This window comes from Arthrobacter sunyaminii (assembly GCF_018866305.1).
Classification (GTDB): domain Bacteria; phylum Actinomycetota; class Actinomycetes; order Actinomycetales; family Micrococcaceae; genus Arthrobacter_B; species Arthrobacter_B sunyaminii.
This window is the reverse complement of record NZ_CP076456.1, coordinates 1,785,362-1,799,463: the sequence shown is the minus strand read 5'-3', so window position 1 is coordinate 1,799,463 and position 14,102 is coordinate 1,785,362. Positions and strand designations below refer to the sequence as shown.

General features: G+C 65.0%; 16 protein-coding genes. 2 read left to right on the top strand and 14 right to left on the bottom strand.

From position 1 onward, the window contains the following. Window positions 1-32: 32 nt before the first annotated feature. The 8 genes from lgt to hisI all read right to left on the bottom strand — a co-directional run bounded on the left by lgt (window position 33) and on the right by hisI (window position 7,330). The gene (lgt, locus tag KG104_RS07985; protein WP_207346663.1) at window positions 33-1,073 is read right to left on the bottom strand and encodes a prolipoprotein diacylglyceryl transferase; all 1,041 of its coding nucleotides are present in this window, start codon (window positions 1,071-1,073) and stop codon (window positions 33-35) included. Continuing rightward, the gene (gene trpA / locus KG104_RS07980; protein ID WP_104054508.1) at window positions 1,073-1,906 is read right to left on the bottom strand and encodes a tryptophan synthase subunit alpha; all 834 of its coding nucleotides are present in this window, start codon (window positions 1,904-1,906) and stop codon (window positions 1,073-1,075) included. The genes lgt and trpA overlap by 1 nt, the downstream gene beginning before the upstream one ends. Beyond that, window positions 1,903-3,315: a tryptophan synthase subunit beta gene (trpB, locus tag KG104_RS07975; RefSeq protein WP_237685137.1), complete on the bottom strand. Its 1,413-nt coding sequence runs from the start codon at window positions 3,313-3,315 to the stop codon at window positions 1,903-1,905. Before trpB ends, trpA begins: the two co-directional genes overlap by 4 nt. Before the next feature lie 77 nt (window positions 3,316-3,392). Further along, the gene (gene trpC / locus KG104_RS07970) at window positions 3,393-4,226 is read right to left on the bottom strand and encodes an indole-3-glycerol phosphate synthase TrpC (protein ID WP_207346662.1); all 834 of its coding nucleotides are present in this window, start codon (window positions 4,224-4,226) and stop codon (window positions 3,393-3,395) included. 3 nt (window positions 4,227-4,229) lie between these two features. Then, window positions 4,230-4,523: an HGxxPAAW family protein gene (locus KG104_RS07965; protein ID WP_104054510.1), complete on the bottom strand. Its 294-nt coding sequence runs from the start codon at window positions 4,521-4,523 to the stop codon at window positions 4,230-4,232. Window positions 4,524-4,653: 130 nt separating this feature from the next. Then, window positions 4,654-5,319, bottom strand: coding sequence for a Trp biosynthesis-associated membrane protein (locus KG104_RS07960; RefSeq protein ID WP_237688695.1), 666 nt, complete (start codon window positions 5,317-5,319; stop codon window positions 4,654-4,656). Continuing rightward, window positions 5,316-6,908 carry an anthranilate synthase component I gene (locus KG104_RS07955; protein ID WP_207346661.1) on the bottom strand — a complete coding sequence of 531 codons (1,593 nt, stop codon included), beginning with the start codon at window positions 6,906-6,908 and terminating at the stop codon, window positions 5,316-5,318. The genes KG104_RS07960 and KG104_RS07955 overlap by 4 nt, the downstream gene beginning before the upstream one ends. A gap of 20 nt (window positions 6,909-6,928) precedes the next feature. Next, window positions 6,929-7,330: a phosphoribosyl-AMP cyclohydrolase gene (hisI, locus tag KG104_RS07950; RefSeq protein ID WP_207346660.1), complete on the bottom strand. Its 402-nt coding sequence runs from the start codon at window positions 7,328-7,330 to the stop codon at window positions 6,929-6,931. Window positions 7,331-7,419: 89 nt separating this feature from the next. Here hisI and KG104_RS07945 point away from each other — a divergent pair, with 89 nt between their 5' ends. Beyond that, on the top strand, window positions 7,420-8,064 hold the full coding sequence (locus KG104_RS07945; protein ID WP_104054513.1) for a TIGR03085 family metal-binding protein: 645 nt from the start codon (window positions 7,420-7,422) through the stop codon (window positions 8,062-8,064). Between the two features lie 75 nt (window positions 8,065-8,139). Here KG104_RS07945 and KG104_RS07940 read toward each other — a convergent pair whose 3' ends face one another. The 6 genes from KG104_RS07940 to KG104_RS07915 all read right to left on the bottom strand — a co-directional run bounded on the left by KG104_RS07940 (window position 8,140) and on the right by KG104_RS07915 (window position 13,160). Further along, window positions 8,140-8,547, bottom strand: a complete 408-nt coding sequence (locus KG104_RS07940) for a hypothetical protein (protein WP_207346659.1) — start codon at window positions 8,545-8,547, stop codon at window positions 8,140-8,142. Window positions 8,548-9,583: 1,036 nt separating this feature from the next. Further along, window positions 9,584-10,624: an NAD(P)-dependent alcohol dehydrogenase gene (locus KG104_RS07935; RefSeq protein ID WP_104160876.1), complete on the bottom strand. Its 1,041-nt coding sequence runs from the start codon at window positions 10,622-10,624 to the stop codon at window positions 9,584-9,586. 139 nt (window positions 10,625-10,763) lie between these two features. Further along, window positions 10,764-11,138: a hypothetical protein gene (locus KG104_RS07930; RefSeq protein WP_146068484.1), complete on the bottom strand. Its 375-nt coding sequence runs from the start codon at window positions 11,136-11,138 to the stop codon at window positions 10,764-10,766. Window positions 11,139-11,181: 43 nt separating this feature from the next. Continuing rightward, window positions 11,182-11,952 (bottom strand): imidazole glycerol phosphate synthase subunit HisF, encoded by a 771-nt coding sequence (gene hisF, locus KG104_RS07925; protein ID WP_104103226.1) that lies wholly within the window; start codon window positions 11,950-11,952, stop codon window positions 11,182-11,184. Between the two features lie 11 nt (window positions 11,953-11,963). Beyond that, complete coding sequence (hisG, locus tag KG104_RS07920; RefSeq protein ID WP_104160874.1) at window positions 11,964-12,809, bottom strand: ATP phosphoribosyltransferase; 846 nt, start codon at window positions 12,807-12,809, stop codon at window positions 11,964-11,966. A gap of 87 nt (window positions 12,810-12,896) precedes the next feature. Continuing rightward, window positions 12,897-13,160 (bottom strand): phosphoribosyl-ATP diphosphatase, encoded by a 264-nt coding sequence (locus KG104_RS07915; protein ID WP_104054518.1) that lies wholly within the window; start codon window positions 13,158-13,160, stop codon window positions 12,897-12,899. Between the two features lie 528 nt (window positions 13,161-13,688). On the opposite strand from KG104_RS07915, the gene KG104_RS07910 reads away from it, so the two are divergent. After that, complete coding sequence (locus KG104_RS07910; protein WP_207346658.1) at window positions 13,689-14,096, top strand: YciI family protein; 408 nt, start codon at window positions 13,689-13,691, stop codon at window positions 14,094-14,096. Window positions 14,097-14,102: the final 6 nt, after the last annotated feature.

The following is a 14,102-nucleotide window of genomic DNA, read 5'->3' as shown; positions in this document are numbered from 1 at the left end:
AGCACCCGCCGCGAGGGTGGCCCGGGCCGGTGCTACTTGGCAGTACCCGGTGTCCCGGGCCGGCGAGAATCAGTGTCCTCGCTTTTTGTCTCTGCGAGATTAGCACGCGCCTGTTCCGATGATGCACCGGATTCGGAACCAAAAGGTTCTGTTTCCGTCTTGTTACCTGACTCACCTTCCGCCGTCGCGGATTCCGGCTCGTGCCCGGGAAGGTACAGGGACCCTTCCTGCCCCTTTTTGGCGCGGATTGTCAGGAAAATGAACATCGCCACAGAGAAGACAAGCAGTCCAATGCTGGTCCATACGTTCAGCCGTTGTGTGACGCCGAAGAACGTAATCATTTCAGCGTCGTCGATCCGCAGGATCTCGATCCACAGCCGGCCCAGGGTGTAGTAGGCAGCGTAGATCCAGAACAGCCGGCCGCCGCGCAGCCGGAATTTTTTGTCCAGGGCAAGCAGCAGGACCACTCCGGCGAGGCACCAGAGCGACTCATAGAGGAAGGTCGGATGGAACAGGGTTCCCGGTGCTGTTCCATCCGGAAAGTTTGGATTGTTCGCGTCGATTTCCAGCCCCCAAGGCACGTCCGTGGGGCTGCCGAAGAGTTCCTGGTTGAACCAGTTGCCCCAGCGGCCCACGGCCTGGGCCAGCAGCAGACCGGGCACGCCCGCGTCGGCGAAGGTGGAGAGCTTAATGCCGGCGCGCCGGCAGCCGATCCAGGCTCCCACGGCGCCCAGGGCCACCGCACCCCAGATGCCCAGCCCGCCCCGCCAGATCTGCGGAATCAGGGAGAGGTCACCGTTGGCACCGAAATAGGCGGCCGGCGAGGAGATGACGTGGTACAGCCGTCCGCCGATGATGCCGAACGGGATGGCCCAGATGGCAATATCCCACACGGCCTCCTCAGGCAGTCCACGGCGCTTCCAGCGCACCGACGTCATCCACAGGGCCAGGATGATGCCGGCCAGAATGCACAGTGCGTAGGTGTGGATGGTCAGCGGTCCCAGCGAGAAGCTGCTGAAGTCCGCGGGCGGGCTGGGAATGCTGGCCGGGGCAATCACGGACGTCAGGTGCATTAGTTGCTCTTTCGGGTTCCGGTGCTGAGTTCACGGGTCAGGTCCGCCACGGCGGGGACACCGCCGTCGCGCAGTGCGGCCACCAGGGCGGTGCCCACGATCACCCCGTCCGCGTACGCGCCGATTTCACGGACATGGCCGGAGTTGGAAACTCCCAGGCCTACGCAGACGCGCTCCGCGCCTGCCGCGCGGGCAGCGGAAACGACGTCCTTGGCGGCGGTGCTCACTGATGTGCGTGCGCCGGTGACACCCATGATGGACACCGCATAGACGAAGCCCCGGCTGGCCGCGACGGTGCTTTTCATGCGTTCGGGGGTGGACGACGGCGCCACCAGGAATACCCTGTCCAGTCCGTACTTGTCCGAAGCCGCCATCCACTCCGACGCTTCATCCGGGATAAGGTCCGGGGTGATCAGCCCGGCTCCCCCGGCTTCAGCCAGGCGGCGGGAAAACTCATCCACACCCATACGGACAACGGGATTCCAGTACGTCATCACCAGCACGGCGGCATCGGTGGCGGCAGTGATGCCGGCGACGACGTCGAACACCTGGCTGACGCGGAAACCGTGCGCCAGCGCCTCGGTGGTGGCGGCCTGGATGACGTGGCCGTCCATGACCGGATCGGAGTACGGGATGCCGACTTCAATCAGGTCTGCGCCGTTCCGGGCCAGGGCAATGCCGGCGTCGATGGTCTCCTGCACACTGGGGAAGCCTGCGGGCAGGTAACCGATCAGCGCCGCGCGGCCGTCAGCGGCGGCGCGGTCAATGGCGGCAGCGGACTTGCTGACGGCAGCAGTGCCCGCGCCGGATGTGTTGTCGACTGCGGTGCTCACAGCTGTTCCCCTTCTTTGCCGATTTCTGCTTCGGCTGATGTGTCATCCAGCAGGTTGAACCATTCAGCGGCGGTGGCCACGTCCTTGTCCCCGCGGCCGGAGAGGTTCACGAGCACGATTTTTCCTGAAACGTCGCCGTCGGCGGCCTCGGCTGCCAGCCGCTGCCCCACCTTGATGGCCCCGGCCAGCGCGTGTGCGGACTCGATCGCGGGAATGATGCCTTCGGTGCGGCAGAGCAGCTGGAAAGCGTCCATCGCCTCGCTGTCGGTGATGGGCTCATAGGAGACCCGCCCGATGTCGGAGAGGTAGGAGTGTTCCGGGCCTACGCCGGGGTAGTCCAGGCCGGCGGAAATGGAGTGGGATTCCACGGTCTGGCCGTCTTCGTCCTGCATCAGGTAGGACCGGGCGCCGTGCAGCACACCGGGGCGGCCCAGCGTGATGGTGGCGGCATGGCGGCCGGTTTCCACGCCGTCGCCGCCGGCCTCAAACCCGTAGATCTTCACGTCCGGGTCATCCAGGAAGCCATGGAAAATGCCGATGGCGTTGGAACCTCCGCCGATGCAGGCACACACGGCGTCAGGGAGCCGGCCGGTCTGTTCCAGGATCTGGGCGCGGGCCTCTTCTCCGATGACCTCATGGAAGAACCGCACCATGGCCGGGAACGGATGAGCTCCGGCAGCGGTGCCGAGCAGGTAGTGGGTGTTGTCCACGTTGGCGACCCAGTCGCGCAGCGCTTCGTTGATGGCGTCCTTCAGCGTGGCCGAGCCGTGGCTGACGGGGATGACGGTGGCGCCGAGCAATTCCATGCGCGCTACGTTCAGGGCCTGCCGGCGGCAGTCCTCGGCACCCATGTACACCACGCACTCCAGGCCCAGCAAGGCCGCGGCCGTGGCGCTGGCCACGCCGTGCTGCCCGGCGCCGGTCTCGGCGATGATGCGGGTCTTGCCCATCCGCTTGGCCAGCAGCGCCTGCCCCAGGACATTGTTGATCTTATGGGAGCCGGTGTGGTTCAGGTCCTCGCGCTTGAGGAACACCCGGACACCGCCGGCATGCCCGGCGAAACGCTTGGCTTCGGTGAGCAGCGAGGGCCGGCCGGAATAGTTCTTGTTCAGGTCCGCAATCTGGGCGCGGAACTCCGGGTCAGCCTTGGCCTTCTCGAAGGTGTCTTCCAGCTCGTCCAGCGCGGCAATCAGGGATTCCGGCATCCAGCGGCCGCCGTACTCCCCGAAGTACGGGCCGGAGGCGTGGCGCAGCGAACCGTGAACGTTCAGGAACGCTTCAGCCACCTCTTCCGTGACGGTTCCGGCCGCGGCGCGCTGCGCCTCGTCCGCAGGGGCGGTGTCAGTGGAAGTGACTGGTGACCCGGCGTCAGCATGTGCTGAGCCGGTCTGGTCCGGATTCCCGGTCATGGGGCTGGTTCCTGTCCTGCTTTGGTCCGGACGGCGGACCGCCCGGACAGGGAATATGTTGCTCTGTCGGCCTGCCGTCAGTCCTTGCCGTGCATCTGCCGGGCGGCGATGGCCTTGCGGCCGGTCTGGGCGAAGTCGGCGATAGTAGCCGCCGGATCATTGTGCCGCACCAGGGCTTCGCCCACCAGGACGGCGTTGGCGCCGTCCGCAGCGTACTGCTCCACATCGGCGGCGTCCCGGACTCCGGATTCAGCGATCACGAGTGCACCTGAGGGAATGCTGTCGGCCAGCGGTGCGAAGACCGAACGGTCAACGTCCAGGGTCTTCAGGTTGCGCACGTTAACACCAATGATCCTGGCGCCAACGGCGACGGCGCGTTCAACTTCGTGCTGCGTATGCGTCTCCACCAAAGCGTTCATGCCCAGCTCATGGGTGAGTGCCAGGAAATCCTTAAGCTGCGCATCGTCCAGGGCTGCCACGATGAGCAGCACCAGGTCGGCACCGTGGGCGCGGGCTTCCCAGATTTGGTACTCGTCAACGGTGAAGTCCTTGCGCAGCAGCGGGATCCGCACCACGTCCCGGACGGCATCAAAGTCAGCCAGGGAGCCGCCAAAGCGGCGCTGTTCGGTGAGCACGCTGATGACTGCTGCACCGCCGCGTTCGTAGCTTGCTGCCAGCGAGGCCGGGTCGGCAATGTCCGCGAGGGCGCCCTTGGAGGGGCTGCTCCGCTTAACCTCGGCGATAACCCGGAGTTCGCCGCGGGGGTTGTCATTGCCGCCCAGAGCAGCAAAGGCGTCCAGTGCGGGAGCGGCCGCACGGGCGCGCTCCCGCATCTGCTTCAGCGGAACGGCTTGCCGGCGCGCCTCGAGATCCTCGGCGACGCCGGCAATGATGTCGTCCAGGACGCTCATGATTTAGTGGCCGCTGTTGGAGAGTTTCGAGCCGCCTACGCCATAGCCGGCCTTCTTCATGATGAAGCCGACCACCAGGCCGAGGGCAATGACGCCCAGGCCGATGCAGAACCACAGCACGCTGGCGATGATGAAGCCAACGCTGGAGATTCCGGCGCCGACAATCATGATCAGGACACAGGTCCAGGCTGCGGGCGTATTGCCGTGGCCGATGGTCTCATCATGGATGCTGGCGTGACGCTCGGCTTCATTTTCGGGCTTGGTGTCAACGTTGCTGCGGGTGGCGTTTGAGCTCATGGTAAATCTCCTCTGTACGAATCAGTTTCCATTCTGCCATTGACTGGCGGAAACTCTTTCACATGTTGCGGCGCTTCGGTGGTTCCGCCTCCGGGCCCGGAGTTCGGAACGGTGGATCGGGTAGGTGCGGTCAGCGGTAGTTGGTGGGGTCATCCCCGCGCGTCAGCCGGTCCCAGCTGTCGATGTCATCAACCGGCTCGGGACCCTCGCCGTTGTTGCCGGCGTCGGGCGAACCGGCTCCCGGCGTCATGCTTTCCGCTCCGGGGGCGGCGGACGGCGCTGTGCCGGCCGCCGGGGCCGGTGCGTACCGGCGCGAGGACTTCCAGCTGCGGCTGGCGACAGCCAGCCAAACGCCGGTGAGCGCTATCAGGACACCGGATACCAATGCCGCCCACGGCATGCCCGTGAGCGTAACCACGGTGCCGGCTGCTCCGCTGACACCGATCGCCTGTCCGATGGCTCCGGCGGCTCCCTGGGCGGGATCGCTGATGACGGTCCAGCTGGCGGCAGCCACACCGATGCCCGAGACCACCAGGATCACGCTGACAATCCAGCGGGCCACGGACCCGGCAATCGAGGCTGCCAGGCCTGCCGTAATGGCGACGACGGCGAAGGCCGTCACCGCGGTGGCGGCATCGGATCCTGAAACGGCCAGGTCCGGGGTCTGGACGGCGGTTGCGGGCAGTTGAACGTTCAGCCAGGTGCGCGTGGTGGTGGCAAAGGCTGCGATGCCGAAGAGCACCGCCGCCATGATGACGGTTCCCTTGCGCTGCCACCGTTTGGTGGGTGTGCTCACTGCGGTACTTCCTGCTCTGCGGATTGGGGGGTGGAGAAAAGTGGGGGTGCGGCGACGGTTTCCAGGCTCCGGGCGATCAGTGCTGCGCGCAGCGGTGCGGCTGCCTTGTTGACGGTTTCCTGGGCTTCGGCTTCCAGATCGGAGTCCGCCACAATGCCGCCGCCGGCCTGGACAAAGGCTTTGCCGTTCCGCAGCAGCGCGGAGCGGATGGCAATCGCCATGTCCATGTCGCCGGCGAAATCCAGATAACCGACCACGCCGCCGTAAATGCCGCGGCGGTGCGGTTCCAGCTCATCCAGCAGGCGCAGGGCGCGGGGCTTGGGTGCACCCGAGAGGGTTCCGGCGGGGAAGGTTGCGGCCAGGACGTCGTAGGCGCTGCGCTGCGGTGCGAGTTCTCCGACGACGGTGGACACCAGGTGCATGATGTGGCTGAAGCGCTCCACCTCCATGAACTGGGTGACGTCCACGCTGCCGGGAATGCACACCTTGGAGAGGTCGTTGCGGGCCAGGTCCACCAGCATGAGGTGTTCGGCGCGTTCCTTCTCATCCGCCAGCAGTTCCTCGGCAAGGGCACGGTCCGCATCGGTTCCCTTGCCGCGCGGCCGGGAGCCGGCGATGGGGTGCGTGATCACTTCGCTGCCCGTCACGGTTACCAGTGCCTCCGGTGAGGAGCCGACGACGGCGAACGGGTTGCCGCGGGAGTCCTCGAAGTTGAACAGATACATGTACGGGCTGGGGTTGGTGTTGCGCAGCACCCGGTACACGTCCAACGGGTCCGAGGCGCACTCCAGTTCGAAGCGGCGGGAAATGACCACCTGGAACACTTCGCCGTCCACGATGGCTTCCTTACCCCGTTGAACCGCTTTGGTGTATTCGGGTTTGGGCCAGGATTCCTTGACGCCGTCGGTGAGGGTAGAGGTGTCCACAGTGCCGCCGTGCAGCACCGAGACCGGCTGCGGAGTGGGTTCGGCCAACCGCTGCAGCATGGAGTTCACCCGGGCCACGGCGTCATGCCAGGCTTCGTCCACCCGCTCGTCGGAGCCGTCCATGTTGATGGCGTTGGCCACCAGCATCACGGTGCCGTTGGAGTTGTCGTGGATGGCCATGTCCGAAACCAGGTTCATGGCCAGTTCCGGCAGGTCCAGGTCATCAACGGGAGGGTTGGGCAGTTTCTCCCAGTGCCGGACGGTTTCCCAGCCGACAAAACCGACCAGTCCGGAGGTGAAGGGCGGCACGCCGTCCAGCCGTTCGGTCTGCAGCAGTTCGATGGTGCGGGCCACGGCTTCCACCGGGTTTCCGTCCAGCGGTACCCCGGCCGGCGGCTCGCCGAGCCAGTGGGTTTCGCCGTCGTGGGTGGCCAGGGTGGCGCGGGAGGAGGCGCCTATAAAGGAGTAGCGGGACCAGACGCCGCCGGCGGCAGCGGATTCCATCAGGAAGGTTCCCGGCGCGCCCGCGGTGAGCTTGCGGTAGATGCCGATGGGTGTGTGGGCGTCGGCCAGCACGCTCAGGTGCACCGGAACCACGCGGTGTTCAGCGGCCAGGGCCCGGAATTCCTCGAGGCCGGGACGGATAACTCCAAGATCCTGCATGTGTCTGGTTTCTTTCCGGGTCAGCTGGCGGCGTCGGTCGCGGCCAGAACGGGGAGCTCCCGGCCGTCAAAGCAGGTGTGCGTTCCGGTGTGGCACGCGGCCCCCACCTGGTCCACGCGGACCAGGAGGGCATCGCCGTCGCAGTCCAGGGCCACGGATTTGACCCACTGGACATGCCCGGAGCTATCGCCCTTGCGCCAGTATTCCTGCCGTGAGCGGGACCAAAAGGTCACCCGGCCCGTCGTCAGGGTACGGTGCAGCGCTTCGTCATTCATCCAGCCGAGCATCAGAACCTCGCCGGTGTCATACTGCTGGACGACGGCTGCCACCAAGCCCGCGTCATCGCGCTTCAGGGCGGCGCTGACCGCGGGGTCCAGGCCGGGTGCCGGCGGGAAATCGGAGGAAGAGTTTTGAGGAGACATCGTATCGATTCTAGTGTGTTTGGACGCAGCTCACTCTCCGGGCCCGTCGCCCGCGCCAAAAAGCGCTGAACGTGCTAGTTTCAGCAGTGATGCGATACGTACAACCCTCCCGTGAAGTCCTGGCCGAAACGTTGCTTGCGGCCGGTCCTCAAGCGCCCACTTTGTGCGAAGGCTGGCTAACGAAAGACCTGGCCGCTCACCTGTATTTACGGGAGCACAAGCCCGCCGCTGCTCTGGGGTTTTTCCTGAAACCCTTCGCCGCTAAGACGGACAGGGCCATGGAGGAAACGGCAGCCAAGGCCTCCACCACCGAGGGATACGCCAAGCTGGTCCGTGCCTTCCGCGCCGGTCCCCCGCGTCTGTCCCCCATGCATCTGAAAGCCGTGGACAACAGCGCCAACCTCGTCGAGTACTTCGTCCACACCGAAGACGTGCGCCGCGCGGGAGACCGCTGGGCGCCGCGCGCATTGGACGCCGGCTATTCGGATGCGCTGTGGGCGGAACTGATCAAGCGTGCCGCTCTGCTGTACCGCGGGGTGGACCTCGGCATTGTGCTGGTCCGCCCGGACGGACCGCGGCACGTTGCCAAGCGCGCTCCGGTGTCCGTGGCGATCATCGGTGAGCCGTGTGAGCTGCTGATGCACGCCCACGGCCGCACCAAGCAGGCACTGGTGATGTTTGAGGGCCAGCCGGACGCCGTCGCGCTTCTGGAAAGCGCCGATATCGGGATCTAGCGTCGACTTTGCCTCAGGCGAGACAGCGTTACCGGTGCCTTCACGGCACGGACACTCACGTGCTCGTCTGTGCCGTCAGCTCCCGGAGCTTTCGCCGGGCGGGCGAAGGATCGCGTCGCCGTCGCTGACCAGAGCGACGGCGACGCCGTGCTTTGCCGCCAGAGACGTGAAGAGGGGCCTGGCCGTGGATTCCTGGCTCCAGGCGAAGGCCCCGTAAACCACGGTTGTCCCGATGGAGTAATCGGTCACCCGGACCTCCAGCTCGGGATCCGCGTCAAATTCTTCATCCGTCGGGGAGCCGGGTCCGTTCATCGGGGGAAACGTTTGAATAAGCTCGCCGTAGAACTCCCTCAAGGATGGCGTTGTCACGGCTGCGTCGTCGTAGGAATGATCCTCGGACCATTCTGATTGTTTGTTCCACCAGGCGGAGAAGTCCTCGTCCGTCACGCTGTCCGGGTCAAAGGCCAAGATGTCGTAAGTCATGCCCCGCAGATTACCGCGCACCCCCAATCGACGGCGCGCAGGAAAGCATCCCTGCGTGTCGTTTCCCGTAGGCTGCGGCGCCTTGCCGGCACCGTCACCGCAGAGGGACCAGAGCCTCCTTGGTGGTGCTGCCGTGGGGCTTGGGCGGGCTGGGCCACATGGGCGTCAAGATCGCCCCCGCCGTGGGCGGGCTCTAACGCCTGCCTCCCTACAGACGTGGGGTCTTGCAGGGTTGATGCGGCCCCGACAAGTCACCCAAACTTCTGGTATGACCAAACCGGAGGTATCAGTTTGGCCCACCGCAGTTTCAGCGACGCCCCGCCAACCTCAAACGAGAACTTTTCCCCATCCATTAGCTCTGCTGCCACGGCATCACGGTTTGATTCACTAATACCCTCCTGCAACAACAGCTCCCCGCAGTCCGCGGTCTGGATGATCACCCGATGGCGCTGAGAGGAACCACGAGCACTTCCGGATGACTTTTCCGCTACCGCATCCGTCACGGTGCAGTCGATCGTCACGTGGTGGCTCTTATCGGAGATCGTAATGACCCACGGGCCGACCCAAATCATTGAAGTCGTCAGAAGGATTGCGGGAAACCAGGTCCACAGCCAAATGCGGTCTTTCCGCAATCGCTCCGGCGACTTCCCGGACGGATGCACTGAGGAGTTGTCGGGCGGTGAAACGCCTGTCCCATTCCTCTGGGCTTTTATGCCGCTCATTCCCCCCCGTTGCTCAACTGCCGGCTGCTATTCGGCTTTCACCGTACCTGACGGGCAGCTTTGAGACCGTATGCCCTGCCGGCGCCTTCGCTGCAGCGGGTTGCCCTGCTCGCCGGTGACGGCCGGAGATACCACCAGGACATCACCCGTGGTGAACGCGACGGATCTGTCACTGCCAACACACTGGACGAACTGGCTCCCCTTTGCAGAACCGCCAAACCGCCAGCTGAACGGCCACGGCAAAAGGGCGCCCCACCGGATCGGTGGGGCGCCCTTCGCGCTGTTATAGCCAGACCAGCAGAGCCGGAGCCAAACTAGATGGTTGCCGCGTCAATGACGAAGCGGTACCGGACGTCGGACTTCAGCACGCGCTCGTAGGCGGTGTTGATCTCCGCGGCGTCGATCAGTTCAATCTCCGGAGCAATGTTGTGCTCGGCGCAGAAGTCCAGCATTTCCTGGGTCTCACCGATACTGCCGATGCCCGAAGAAGCAAAGGAGCGGCGGTTTCCCATCAGGGCGAACACGGAGACCGGCAGCGGCTCGGGCGGGGCGCCAACGTTGACGATCGTGCCGTCCAGGCGGAGCAGGGACAGGTACTGCTGCATGTCCACCGGAGCGCTGACAGTGTTGATGATCAGGTCAAACGTGTTGGCCAGCTTCTCGAAGGTGCCCGCATCGCTCGTCGCGTAATAGTGCTCGGCACCGAACCGCAGGCCGTCATCCTGCTTGTTCAGCGACTGCGACAGTACGGTCACCTCAGCGCCCATGGCGGCGGCAATCTTGACGGCCATGTGGCCGAGTCCGCCCATGCCGACCACTGCCACCTTCTTGCCCGGGCCGGCGTTCCAGTGTGCCAGGGGCGAGTAGGTGGTGATGCCGGCGCACAGGAGCGGAGCTGCTGCCTCGTACGGGATGCTTTCGGGTACGCTCAGGACGAAGTCCTCAACGACGACGATGGACGTGGAATACCCGCCCTGGGTGATGGTTCCGTCGCGGTCCACGGCGGTGTAGGTTCCGGTGTTGCCCTTGAGGCAGTAGTTCTCCATTCCGGCCTTGCAGTTCTCGCACTCGCGGCAGGAGTTGACCATGCAGCCAACGCCAACGCGGTCGCCGACTTTGTGGCGGGTAACGTCGGAGCCGACCTCGGCGACAGTGCCCACGATTTCGTGGCCCACCACCTGCGGATACTTGATGGGTCCCCACTCGCCGCGGACGGTGTGGATGTCGGAATGGCAGACACCGGCGTAGGCAATGTCGATCAGGACGTCGTGGGCACCGACGTCGCGCCGTTCAATGGTGGTGGGAACCAGATCATCGGTGGGCGAGGTGGCAGCGTAAGCGCGTGCGGTAGTCATATTTCTCCATGCTTTGGGGGAACAGTGCCGTAGGGCACTTAAGACACAAGTCGACTGTGACTCCGTTTATTTCCGCTGCACCCGGCAGCTGCGCTGCTACCTCTGCCCAAGCCGAAAGTGAGCGCCCAAAGGAGCCGGATTAGAAATATGCGTAGGGATCGTTGAGCGCAGAAATCATGCCGGCGGCGACGATGAGGACCGTCACGACTGAGAAGGCCAAAAACGGCCACCATCGCTGAACCCACGTGCCGACCTGCCGGAATCGGAGAGTCGCATACAACGAGACGCCGGCACAGGGCAGCCACACAAAGGAGAAGATCACGAATGCAATCTCCATTTCCCCCTCGTAGCAGCCGGAGCCGTAACCGGTTTCCGGCGTGCACACCATCCGGCTGGGGTAATACCCAAGATTCATCCCGAGCCACAGGGCTGGCAGGGCGCATACCATTGCGCCTGCCAGCACCAGCACTGCAGAGCCCGCGCTCAGCACGCTTGAGCGTGTATATATCCCCATGCTGCCACCCTAGCTGCCGGGGACGCTTCTTAGCGTGAGCGTCCTAGCGGACCGGGAACCCGGCCTCGCGAATGGCCTGTTTAACGTCGGCGATGGCGTGGTCGGGTCCGAAGTGGAACACCGAGGCGGCCAGGACGGCATCCGCCCCGGCGATGACGGCGGCCGGGAAATGCTCAGGCTTGCCGGCGCCCCCGGAGGCGATCAGCGGAACCTTCACCGCGGCGCGCACAGCCCGAATCATTTCGATGTCGAAGCCTTCGCGGGTGCCGTCGGCGTCGATGGAATTCAGCAGAATCTCCCCCACACCCCGGTCGGCTGCTTCGCGGGCCCAGGCGACGGCGTCGATCCCGGTGCCCCGGCGGCCGCCGTGCGTGGTGATTTCAAAGCCCGACGGCGTGGCGCCGTCGTGCGTGCGCCGCGCGTCCACGGAAAGCACCAGCACCTGCGAACCGAAGTGGCGGGTGATTTCGTCGATGACATCCGGGCGGGCGACGGCGGCGGAGTTGATGGAGGCCTTGTCCGCGCCGGAGCGCAGCAGCTTATCCACGTCCGCGATGCCGCGCACTCCCCCGCCGACCGTCAGCGGAATGAACACTTCCTCCGCTGTCCGGGAGACGACGTCGAACACGTTGTCCCGGTTGCCCGAGGACGCGGTGACATCCAGGAATGTCAGCTCGTCGGCCCCGGCTTTGTCATACCGGTGTGCGAGTTCCACCGGATCCCCGGCGTCGCGCAGGCCCTCGAAGTTGATGCCCTTGACCACGCGGCCGGCGTCGACGTCCAGGCAGGGGATGACACGGATGGCAACACTCATGGCGCGCTCCCCTAGATCCGGCAGGCGTGGATGGTGCTGACGAGGATGGCGCGGGCGCCGATGTCGTACAGCTCGTCCATGATCCGGTTGGTGTCGGTGCGCTTGACCATGGAGCGCACGGCGACCCAGCCGGAGTCCTGCAGCGGGGAAACGGTGGGCGATTCCAGGCCGGGGGTGCGGGCGGCGGCTTCGTCGAGGAGCTCGCGGCGCACGTCGTAGTCCATCATCACGTACTGCCGGGCCACCAGGACACCGCGCAGGCGGCGGATCAGCACGTCCAGGCCGGCCGGGTGCTCGGCATCCTTGCGGCCGATCAGCACGGCCTCGGACTTCAGGATGGGCTCGCCGAAGATTTCCATGCCGGCGGCGCGGAGGGTGGTGCCGGTTTCGACGACGTCGGCAATGGCGTCCGCGACGCCGAGGCGCACGGAGGATTCCACGGCGCCGTCGAGCCGGACCACGGAGGCGGTGATGCCGCGTTCGGCCAGGTAGGCGCGCAGCAGGCCGTCGTAGCTGGTGGCCACGCGCTTGCCTTCGAGCTGATCAATGGTGGTGAAGTCCCCCACCGGGCCGGCGAAGCGGAAGGTGGAGGCGCCGAAGCCGAGGCTCATCAGTTCCTCGGCATCCACCTGGGCGTCGAGGAAGAGGTCGCGGCCGGTGAGGCCGACGTCGAGCGTTCCGGCACCCACGTACACGGCAATGTCGCGGGGGCGGAGGAAGAAGAATTCGACGTCGTTGTCCGGGTCCACCATGACCAGTTCGCGGGTATCGCGGCGCTGGCGGTAGCCCGCCTCGTTGAGCATGGCGGAGGCGGATTCGGACAGGGCACCCTTGTTGGGTACGGCTACACGGAGCATGGGTTGCATCTTTCGCTGGAAGTTTTGTCGCTGCTAAAGGGAGTAATTCGACCGGCGGGCCACACACTGACTGAGGTCAGCGCGCGGCTAGAGATGCTTGTAAACGTCCTGCAGGGTCAGGCCTTTGGCGAGCATCAGGACCTGGAGGTGGTAGAGCAGCTGAGAGATTTCTTCGGCGCATTCGGCATCAGATTCGTATTCGGCGGCCATCCATACTTCGGCGGCCTCCTCAACAACCTTCTTACCGATGCCATGCACGCCCGACTCGAATTCGGCCACGGTGCGTGACCCGGCGGGGCGGTCCTGAACTTTCTTGCTCAGCTCGGCAAAGAGGTCTTCGAAGGTTTTCACAGTGACAAGGGTACGCGGTGGCACGGTATGTGACGGAATCGTGGGGCGGGGTGTGACGGGGACACACAGTTGTTGTTGGCGTCAGGGAGCGTTTACTGCCGGCACGGCGTAGCCTGGCCTACGGTGTCGCGGCCCACCTGCTTTTGTGGGAATGTCCGGAAAAGATTGCCGAGGATACCGTGGCGTTTCTGGGCACTCTCCCGAGACCCTGACGTCGAAACCGAACGAATGAGCGATCCCGGCAACCACCGGCAGTCCCGTGATCCACGGACCGACGACGGCACCCACAGGATAACCAGTCATGGTCAGCGTGCTGGATTGTGCCTTGCAGTTGGCGGACGCGGTTTCCTGCATGATCGTTACGGCCACCGTGGAAACGACAAATCGGCAAGCTCTCCGCCGCCCCTTCCCGCAGCGCGTGCCGGGATTCTGTCGAGATTCCTTTCCCTATTCCGTCCCGGTAATGAACACAGCCACAATGGCTGTGTTGTTGGCGACCCGGTGTCGCCAAAGACCAAGGAGACCGTCATGGCCAAATATCTGTTGCTCAAGCATTACCGCGGCGCGCCGACACCCCTGAATGACGTGCCGATGGACCAGTGGACGCCCGAGGAAGTCTCAGCCCATATGCAGTTCATGCAGGACTTCGCCGATCGGTTGCAGGCCAACGGCGAGTACATCGACGGGCAGGCCGTCGCACCCGAGGGCACCTTCGTGCGGTACGACGGCGAGGGCCGGCCCCCGGTAACCGACGGCCCGTTCGCGGAAACTAAGGATTTGATCGCCGGCTGGATGGTGATCGATGTGGACGACTATGACCGCGCCGTTGAACTCGCCGGGGAACTGTCCGCAGCCCCGGCAGCCGGCGGGAAGCCGCTGCAGGAATGGATCGAACTGCGGCCGTTCCTGGGCTCGCCCATCACCATCACGGAATAGTTCTAC

What these genes read in the sequence shown, in the direction of transcription:
- lgt (WP_207346663.1), bottom strand. Translation starts at nt 1,073, where the DNA reads ATGCACCTGACGTCCGTGATTGCCCCGGCCAGCATTCCCAGCCCGCCC.
- trpB (WP_237685137.1), bottom strand. Translation starts at nt 3,315, where the DNA reads ATGACCGGGAATCCGGACCAGACCGGCTCAGCACATGCTGACGCCGGG.
- trpC (WP_207346662.1), bottom strand. Translation starts at nt 4,226, where the DNA reads ATGAGCGTCCTGGACGACATCATTGCCGGCGTCGCCGAGGATCTCGAG.
- KG104_RS07965 (WP_104054510.1), bottom strand. Translation starts at nt 4,523, where the DNA reads ATGAGCTCAAACGCCACCCGCAGCAACGTTGACACCAAGCCCGAAAAT.
- KG104_RS07955 (WP_207346661.1), bottom strand. Translation starts at nt 6,908, where the DNA reads ATGCAGGATCTTGGAGTTATCCGTCCCGGCCTCGAGGAATTCCGGGCC.
- hisI (WP_207346660.1), bottom strand. Translation starts at nt 7,330, where the DNA reads ATGTCTCCTCAAAACTCTTCCTCCGATTTCCCGCCGGCACCCGGCCTG.
- KG104_RS07945 (WP_104054513.1), top strand. Translation starts at nt 7,420, where the DNA reads ATGCGATACGTACAACCCTCCCGTGAAGTCCTGGCCGAAACGTTGCTT.
- KG104_RS07940 (WP_207346659.1), bottom strand. Translation starts at nt 8,547, where the DNA reads ATGACTTACGACATCTTGGCCTTTGACCCGGACAGCGTGACGGACGAG.
- KG104_RS07935 (WP_104160876.1), bottom strand. Translation starts at nt 10,624, where the DNA reads ATGACTACCGCACGCGCTTACGCTGCCACCTCGCCCACCGATGATCTG.
- KG104_RS07930 (WP_146068484.1), bottom strand. Translation starts at nt 11,138, where the DNA reads ATGGGGATATATACACGCTCAAGCGTGCTGAGCGCGGGCTCTGCAGTG.
- hisF (WP_104103226.1), bottom strand. Translation starts at nt 11,952, where the DNA reads ATGAGTGTTGCCATCCGTGTCATCCCCTGCCTGGACGTCGACGCCGGC.
- hisG (WP_104160874.1), bottom strand. Translation starts at nt 12,809, where the DNA reads ATGCTCCGTGTAGCCGTACCCAACAAGGGTGCCCTGTCCGAATCCGCC.
- KG104_RS07910 (WP_207346658.1), top strand. Translation starts at nt 13,689, where the DNA reads ATGGCCAAATATCTGTTGCTCAAGCATTACCGCGGCGCGCCGACACCC.